Origin of the sequence: uncultured Intestinibacter sp. (assembly GCF_902468165.1) — a bacterium.
Taxonomy (GTDB): domain Bacteria; phylum Bacillota; class Clostridia; order Peptostreptococcales; family Peptostreptococcaceae; genus Intestinibacter.
Genome location: NZ_CABQXJ010000104.1, coordinates 1 through 7,916, shown reverse-complemented (window position 1 = coordinate 7,916; position 7,916 = coordinate 1). Strand labels below are relative to the sequence as shown.

Sequence of the window (7,916 nt, the reverse complement as noted above, 5' to 3'; positions counted from 1 at the left end):
TCAAAAAGTTTAGATTAGCTACTTTTCAAACTTAGTATTTATAAATTTGTGTTTATATTAATTTTTTATTAGTTTAGAAATACTATCCTAATTTTTAGCGTTATATGGTTATAATATATATAATTTAATAAGTTATTATGTTATATTGTTAAGGTAGATTTATTTGAAAGAGGTACGATTATGAATTTTAAAGATTTAAAAATAAGCGATGAATTAATAGATACACTTAAGAAAAATGGGATAAAGACACCGACACCTATCCAAGAAGAAAGTATACTTCTTATAAAAAATAATAAAGATATACTTGCTCAATCTCAAACTGGTACAGGAAAAACTCTTGCTTTCTTAATACCTGTTTTTGATTCTATATCTGCTAAAAATGAAAATATACAAGCACTTATCTTAGCCCCTACTAGAGAGCTTGCTATACAAATATATAATGAAGCAGAAAAATTAAATAAAGATAAAAATATAAATATATTAGCTGCTTATGGTGGTAAAGATATAAAATCACAACTTAACAAGCTAAAAAGAAATATACAATTAGTTATAGCTACTCCTGGACGTCTTTTAGACCATTTAGACAGAAAATCAATCGATTTAAGCAAATTAAATACTCTTGTGCTTGATGAAGCTGACCAAATGATACTTATGGGGTTCAAAAACGAAATCGAGGCAATCATAAAAGAAACTAATAAAAAACGTCAAACACTTTGTTTCTCTGCAACACTTGATTCACAAGTTAAGAAACTAGCTTATAGATATATGAAAGACCCAGTTGAGGTAACTATCAAATCTAAAGAAATAACTTTAGATACTATAAAACAAGAAGTTGTTGAAACTACAGATAGACATAAACAAGAAGCCTTATGTAAAGTTTTAGATGAAGATAATCCATTTATGGCTATAATATTCTGTAGAACAAAAAGAAGAGTTGATGCACTAGATGAGGCTCTTGCAGTAAAAGGATATAATTGTGAAAAACTACATAGTGATATCCCACAAGCAAAACGTGAGAGAATTATAAAATCATTTAGAAAAGCTGACTTACAATATCTAATAGCTACAGATGTTGCTTCTAGAGGTCTAGATATAACAGGAATTACACATATATACAACTATGATATTCCAGAGACTAGTGAAGATTATATCCACAGAATCGGTAGAACTGGTAGAATAGGTAATGATGGATATACATGTATGTTTGTCGATCCAAAAAACTCTAAAACACTTGAAAAAATTGAAAGCGATATAAAATATCAAATACCAAGAAGATTAGTTGAATTAGATAAATAATATCTTATATAAGTAAAACTCCTATCAATAAAAATTTATTAATAGGAGTTTTTATTTTAAATTTATGTTTATACTAAATCAAGTAAATCTTCTATTTTTTCGATTTTGTATTTATATTCTTCTACATTTCCAAAACCATAACTAGCATATATAAATTCTAGTCCAGCTTCTTTTGTTGCATTTGCATCTCCTTGAGTATCGCCTACATAAACTGGATTTTTTAAGTTATTTCTTTTTGCTATTAATTTGATATTGTCAGATTTTACAGTTTCAGGCTTTTTAGGATGTTCATAATCTTCAAAGTACTTATCTAAATTATAATAATTTAAAAATGCCTCAATATAACCTGTTTGACAGTTACTTACTATAAATAATCTATATTTTTTAGAAAGATTTTCAAGAGTATCTTCTAAATTATCAAATAATCTTGCTCCGTATTTAGCTAGATATTCATTTTCATGTTTACAAGCTTCAGCTAATATTTCTGTTCTTTTTTCTTTAGGTATATCTGGGAATAATATATCTTCTATTTCATCTATAGTTTTTCCCATTAAATCATTTATTTCTTGAAAACTTACATCTTGCCTTTTATAATCATATTGTTTTATTATTTCACTCCAAGAATCTGCAACTTCTTTTCTTGAATCCCATAGTGTTCCGTCTAAGTCAAATATTATACTATCGATATCTTTAAAATTTTTCGTCATACAAATTTCTCCCATTTAATATTATAATTTAACAACAATTAACAATACCTTAATGATAGCAGTAAGTGTATTATTTTTACAAGCATATTTGATTAATAAATATAATTTAAAGTTTTTCTTTTGTTATCTTTTCTAAAATTAATTTTTCAAGATTTTGCTCAAAAACTGTATTTTGAGATTTATCTCTTTTTTTAGGTCCTTTTAATCTAGCTCCACTATTTCTCATTTTTTTAGATATATATCTTGAAAATAATAGTTCTTCTATATTTTCGTCTGTATAGACCATGCCATTTTGGTTTATTGCATATGAATTTCTGCTTAGTACTAATGATGCAAGACCATAATCTTGTGTGATTACTATATCTCCATTTTGTAAGTTTTTCAAAATAGCAAAATCAACAGCATCAACACCTTTTGATATCACAACTACCTTTACGTTTTTATTATCGAAATAATGCGATGTATCGCAAAATATTATAGATTCTATTTTAAATTTATTTGATATTTTTATACATTCATCTATTACTGGACATCCATCTCCATCTATCAATATTCTCATTTTCTCTCCTTAATATCATAAATATAATTCCCTTAGAATTAAAAAAGAGGATATTCACCTATTAGGCGATATCCCCTTTTTAATATTATACAGCTTGTTCTTGGTCCTCGTCATTGTCAAATTGAGAGTTATATAAGTTAGTATAGAATCCATCTTGAGCTAATAACTCTTCATGTGTTCCTTGTTCTATTATATCTCCATCTTTCATAACTAATATTAAGTCTGCATTTCTTATTGTAGATAATCTATGTGCTATTATGAAACTTGTTCTGTTTTCCATTAGATTATCCATCGCTTTTTGAATTAATACTTCTGTTCTTGTATCAACTGAACTTGTAGCTTCGTCTAATATTAGTATTTCTGGGTCCGCAAGTATTGCACGAGCTATTGTAAGTAATTGTTTCTGACCTTGTGAAACGTTGCTTGCCTCTTCGTTTAATACCATATCATATCCAGATGGTAAAGTTTTTATAAAATGGTCTACATGTGCTGCTTTAGCTGCTTGTTTTACTTGCTCATCTGTAGCATCTAGTTTTCCGTATTTTATATTGTCTTTTATAGAACCACTAAATAGCCATGTATCTTGTAAAACCATACCAAAATGGCTTCTAAGCTCTTGTCTATTGTAATCTTTTATATTTTTACCATCTACGTATATTGCACCACTATTCACATCATAGAACCTCATAAGTAATTTAATTATAGTAGTCTTACCAGCTCCTGTTGGACCTACTATAGCTATTTTTTGACCTGGTTTAACCTTAGCATTAAAGTCTTTTATTATTACTTTATTTTCATCATATCCAAATCTAACATGGTCAAATATAACTTCTCCATCATGTCTAGTAACTTTAACTGAGTCGTTTTCTGTTACTGGTTCTTCCTCTTCAGCTAAGAATGCAAATATTCTCTCAGCTGATGCAGCAGTCGCTTGTAATTGATTTGATATTTGTGCAATTTGATTTAATGGTTGATTAAACTGTCTTACATATTGGATAAATGATTGTATATCCCCAACTTCTATAGAATTTTTAATTACTAAAAATCCTCCTAATATAGATATTAAAACATATCCTAAGTTACCAACAAAACTCATTAAAGGTTGCATTAAACCTGATAAGAATTGTGATTTCCATGCTGATTGATATAATTTTTCGTTAGTTACATCAAATTTTTCTATAGCATCTTCTTGACCGTTAAATGCTTGAACAACTAAGTGTCCACCGTATAGTTCTTCAACTTGACCATTTACATTTCCTAAAAATGCTTGTTGTTGTGCGAAGAATTTTTGAGATCTTTTTATTATCATTGATATTACAAACATCCCAATTGGTATTATTACAAGTGCTGCAACCGTCATAACACCACTTATTGTAAGCATCATTATAAATACACCAACTAAAGTAGTTACTGCTGTTATTATTTGAGTTAAACTTTGATTTAAACTTTGTGCTAAAGTGTCTATATCATTTGTAAATCTAGATAATACTTCACCATTTGTAGTTTTATCAAAATAACTCATTGGCAATCTATTTATTTTTTTAGAAAGCTCATCTCTCAAGTTATACGCTAATTTTTGAGATATACCACTCATTATAAAGCCTTGTATAAAAGAAAGTATCGCACTTACTAAATATAAACCTCCTAAAGTTAATAAGATTATTTTTATTCTGTCAAAGTTTATTCCATCTCCACCAGAGATTTTTCCTATTAATCCATTAAATATCTCTGTTGTCGCTTTTCCTAAAACTTTAGGCCCTATTACTGAGAATGCAACACTACCTATAGCGAATATAAATACTGCTATAATAGCATAAGTATATTTACCCAAATAAGACATTAATTTTTTCATAGTACCTTTAAAGTCTTTTGCTTTTTCGCCAGGCATCATTCCACGGCCATGTCCCATAGGTCCACGTCCAGGCCCTCTTCTATTATCATTACTCATTTTCTAGCTCCTCCTTTGAAAGTTGTGATAAAGCAATTTCTTTATATACTTCACAATTCTTTAGAAGTTGTTTATGATTTCCTATTCCAACAACTTTACCTTCATCTAGAACTACTATTTGCTCAGCATGAAGTATAGTACTTATTCTTTGAGCTACTATTAAAACAGTCGCATCTCCTGTTTCTTCTTTTAATGCTTTACGTAGTTTTGCATCAGTCTTGAAGTCAAGTGCAGAGAAACTATCGTCAAATATATATATTTCTGGTTCTTTAGCAATTGCTCTTGCAATAGATAATCTTTGTTTTTGACCACCTGATACATTTGAACCACCTTGTGATATTGGAGTTTCATATCTATCTGGTTTAGAGTCTATAAATTCTGTAGCTTGAGCTACTCTTGATGCAGTTTCTACTAAATCTTCACCTGCATTTTTATTTCCGTATTTTATGTTAGATTCTATTGTTCCACTGAATAATACACCTTTTTGAGGTACATAACCTATTTTTTCTCTTAAATCGTGTATTGAAGCATTTTTTATGTTTATTCCATCTACTTTTATTTCACCTTCAGTTACATCGTAGAATCTAGGTATTAAGTTTATTAGAGTTGATTTACCACTACCTGTACTTCCTATAAAGGCTGTTGTTTGGCCTGGTTTTGCTGTGAATGAAATATCGTGAAGTATTTTTTCATCAGCATCTGGGTATTTAAATGATACATTTTTGAACTCTACTAAACCTTTTTTATCATCATCAAATTTTTCAACATTTTCAACTTCTTTTATTGATATATCAGTTGTTAATACCTCATCTATACGATTTGCAGATACTGCTGCTCTAGGCATCATAACTGATATCATTGATATCATTAAGAATGACATTACTATTTGCATAGTATATTGAATAAACGCCATCATATCCCCAACTTGCATATTTCCTAAATCTATATTTTTGGCACCAACCCAAACTATTAATATAGAAATTAAGTTCATTATAAGCATCATAGCTGGCATCATACATGACATCATTCTATTTACAAACATATTTACTTTTGTTAAATCTTGGTTTGCTACGTCAAATCTATCTTCTTCAAATTTTTCGTTGCTGAATGCACGAATAACTCCAAGTCCTGTAAGTATTTCTCTTGTTACTAAGTTTAATCTATCTACAAGATTTTGTAGTTTTTTGAATCTAGGCATTACAACAGTAAACATTACTAAAACTATACCAAATACACATACTACTCCAAGAGCTATAATCCAACTCATTGAAAGATTTGTACTTAGTGCTTTTATAATCCCTCCGATAGCCATAAATGGTGCGAAGAATACCATTCTAAGCATCATAACCATCATCTGTTGTATTTGTTGTATATCATTTGTACTACGAGTTATAAGTGATGCAGTTGAAAACTCACTAATTTCTTTTTTAGAGAAATTCATAACTTTTTTGAATGTCATAGCACGTAAGTTTTTACCTAATGTAGCTGCTACTCTAGCCGCCATAAATCCAACTGTTACAGAGCATATTACACTTATTACTGTTAAACCTATCATTTTTAGACCAGTCATAAATATATAATTCATTTGAAGACTGTCTAAATCAACACCCATTGCTTTATATTCAGCTTTAACAAATGTTATTGCTCCTTGGTCTAACATTGTCTCTGGTAGATTAACAAATTGTTTATCTATTTGAGATAATATATCTTCTTTTGCATCGTTAGGCATTGCATTTATATATGCAAATATATCAAATTTCCCATCCTTATCCATAAACTTAGCCATTTGGCTTGGATCCATGTTTGTTTGGTTAGCACTTGGAGCTAACTTAGACGTCATAGAGGCTGAAAGTTTATTTCCTTCTGAGCTGTTTTCTATATTGTAAACTAGTAACATTGGTTTTGCTAATATGTCACTAAGTTTTTCAATAGTTTCTTTATCTTTTGTATTTAATATATATAAAGATTCATCTTTTATAGCTGGATAATCATCTTTATATTTGTTAAATTCATCTTCACTTAAATTGTCCTTATTAATTAATTTGTAGTTATCTAGGACTTTGTTTTTATCGCTATCACTCATGAAAGTTGTTAACTTATCCATCTCACTTTCTCTGATAGCTTTTATAGTGGCATTTTCTATACCTGATTGTTGTATACCAACGTTTACTATATTTGAAGTATATGTTGGTAATGATAATTCTGTAGTAGCCTGTAATGCTAATAATATTAATATTGTTAAAATAGCTACCCAAGACTGTTTCAAATACTTAAATAATTTTGTCATAGCCAATCCTTTCTTAAAATGATTTTAATTTTATAATTTATTAAAAATTATAATTTAGTTTAATATATACCAATAAAATTTCAATTCTATGCCTTTAGAATTTTATTTAATAATATTAATTTTTATTTAGATCTTCCATTATGTCGCTTAATTTATTAAGTAAGTCTACAAGTGTTTCTGTATCTTCTTTACCTAATTTACTTATTACTAAATTTGTGTAATCAACCATTTCTTTATGGTGTTTTTCAAGTAAATCAATACCTTTTTGTGTTAAATCAATATAAGTAATTCTTCTATCTTTTTTATCAGATAGTCTAATTATGTATCCTTTATCTTCTAAGTTATTTAGCATTTTTGAAGTTGCAGGTTTTTTCATAAACATGCAATTACTTATATCAGATGTTTTAACTCCTAGGGAATCTTTATCTTCATCCATTTTTAATTTGTAGATAATTCTTAATGCCATAAACTCACCTGCATATAAATCTTTTAATTTAATATTTCCATGTGATTGTCTTTTTAATCGCATTATAACATCGAAAAGCTCTTTATTTATTTCTATATTATCACACAATTTTTTCATCTCCCTTAACTTAAATTTACTCTTTCAATATTTTCTTTTATAAATAGTTTCCTTATTCAACTATTTATTATATCAACCTTTTTTATTTTGTCAATATTATTATACTTACTTTATAAAAGATTATTATTTTTAAACCATTATTTTTTCTATATTTTAAATGCTTTTAAAAGGTTTTGTATTTTTTTGTTTTTTATTTTTAATTCTAAATTTTTATGCAAAATTCTATTTTTATAGCTATAATTAATTATGTACATATTTAATTATTTTTATTTTACAGGGGGGATAACTATGGATAAATTTAAATTTGAATGTTTTTATTATCCTATTATTGAACATGGAGATGTTGTAAGAACAACTCGAAATGTTAGATCATTTGAATTTGGAGAAAAAGTTCCTACAAAAACTTTATATTATAATTATGGACAAAATTTTGCTATTTACCAAGGTTCTAGAATAATGGTAGTTGAAGATGGAAGCTTAAAAGGCGAAATAACAAAAGATGATTTAAAATTTCCATTAAAACTCGTTTTTGACAA

At 27.9% G+C, this 7,916-nt stretch carries 6 protein-coding genes and 1 pseudogene; 2 read left to right on the top strand and 5 right to left on the bottom strand.

Going from position 1 to position 7,916, the window contains the following annotated elements:
* The first annotated feature begins 180 nt into the window (after positions 1-180).
* Positions 181-1,296, top strand: coding sequence for a DEAD/DEAH box helicase (locus RDX53_RS13325; RefSeq protein WP_195930966.1), 1,116 nt, complete (start codon positions 181-183; stop codon positions 1,294-1,296).
* Between the two features lie 68 nt (positions 1,297-1,364).
* On the opposite strand, the gene RDX53_RS13320 is transcribed toward RDX53_RS13325, so the two are convergent.
* From RDX53_RS13320 to RDX53_RS13300, 5 genes are all read right to left on the bottom strand, one after another.
* Complete coding sequence (locus RDX53_RS13320) at positions 1,365-2,003, bottom strand: HAD family hydrolase (protein ID WP_243269595.1); 639 nt, start codon at positions 2,001-2,003, stop codon at positions 1,365-1,367.
* Positions 2,004-2,109: 106 nt separating this feature from the next.
* Positions 2,110-2,562 (bottom strand): YaiI/YqxD family protein, encoded by a 453-nt coding sequence (locus tag RDX53_RS13315; protein WP_307994324.1) that lies wholly within the window; start codon positions 2,560-2,562, stop codon positions 2,110-2,112.
* Positions 2,563-2,647: 85 nt separating this feature from the next.
* Positions 2,648-4,510 carry an ABC transporter ATP-binding protein gene (locus tag RDX53_RS13310; protein ID WP_307994323.1) on the bottom strand — a complete coding sequence of 621 codons (1,863 nt, stop codon included), beginning with the start codon at positions 4,508-4,510 and terminating at the stop codon, positions 2,648-2,650.
* Entirely contained in the window at positions 4,503-6,797 is a 2,295-nt protein-coding gene (locus RDX53_RS13305) for an ABC transporter ATP-binding protein (protein ID WP_295576063.1), read from the bottom strand. The genes RDX53_RS13310 and RDX53_RS13305 overlap by 8 nt, the downstream gene beginning before the upstream one ends.
* 115 nt (positions 6,798-6,912) lie before the next feature.
* Complete coding sequence (locus RDX53_RS13300; protein WP_307994322.1) at positions 6,913-7,371, bottom strand: MarR family transcriptional regulator; 459 nt, start codon at positions 7,369-7,371, stop codon at positions 6,913-6,915.
* 297 nt (positions 7,372-7,668) lie between these two features.
* Between RDX53_RS13300 and RDX53_RS13295 the strand changes: the two are divergent.
* A pseudogene (locus RDX53_RS13295) lies at positions 7,669-7,916 on the top strand (hypothetical protein); the annotation flags it as partial.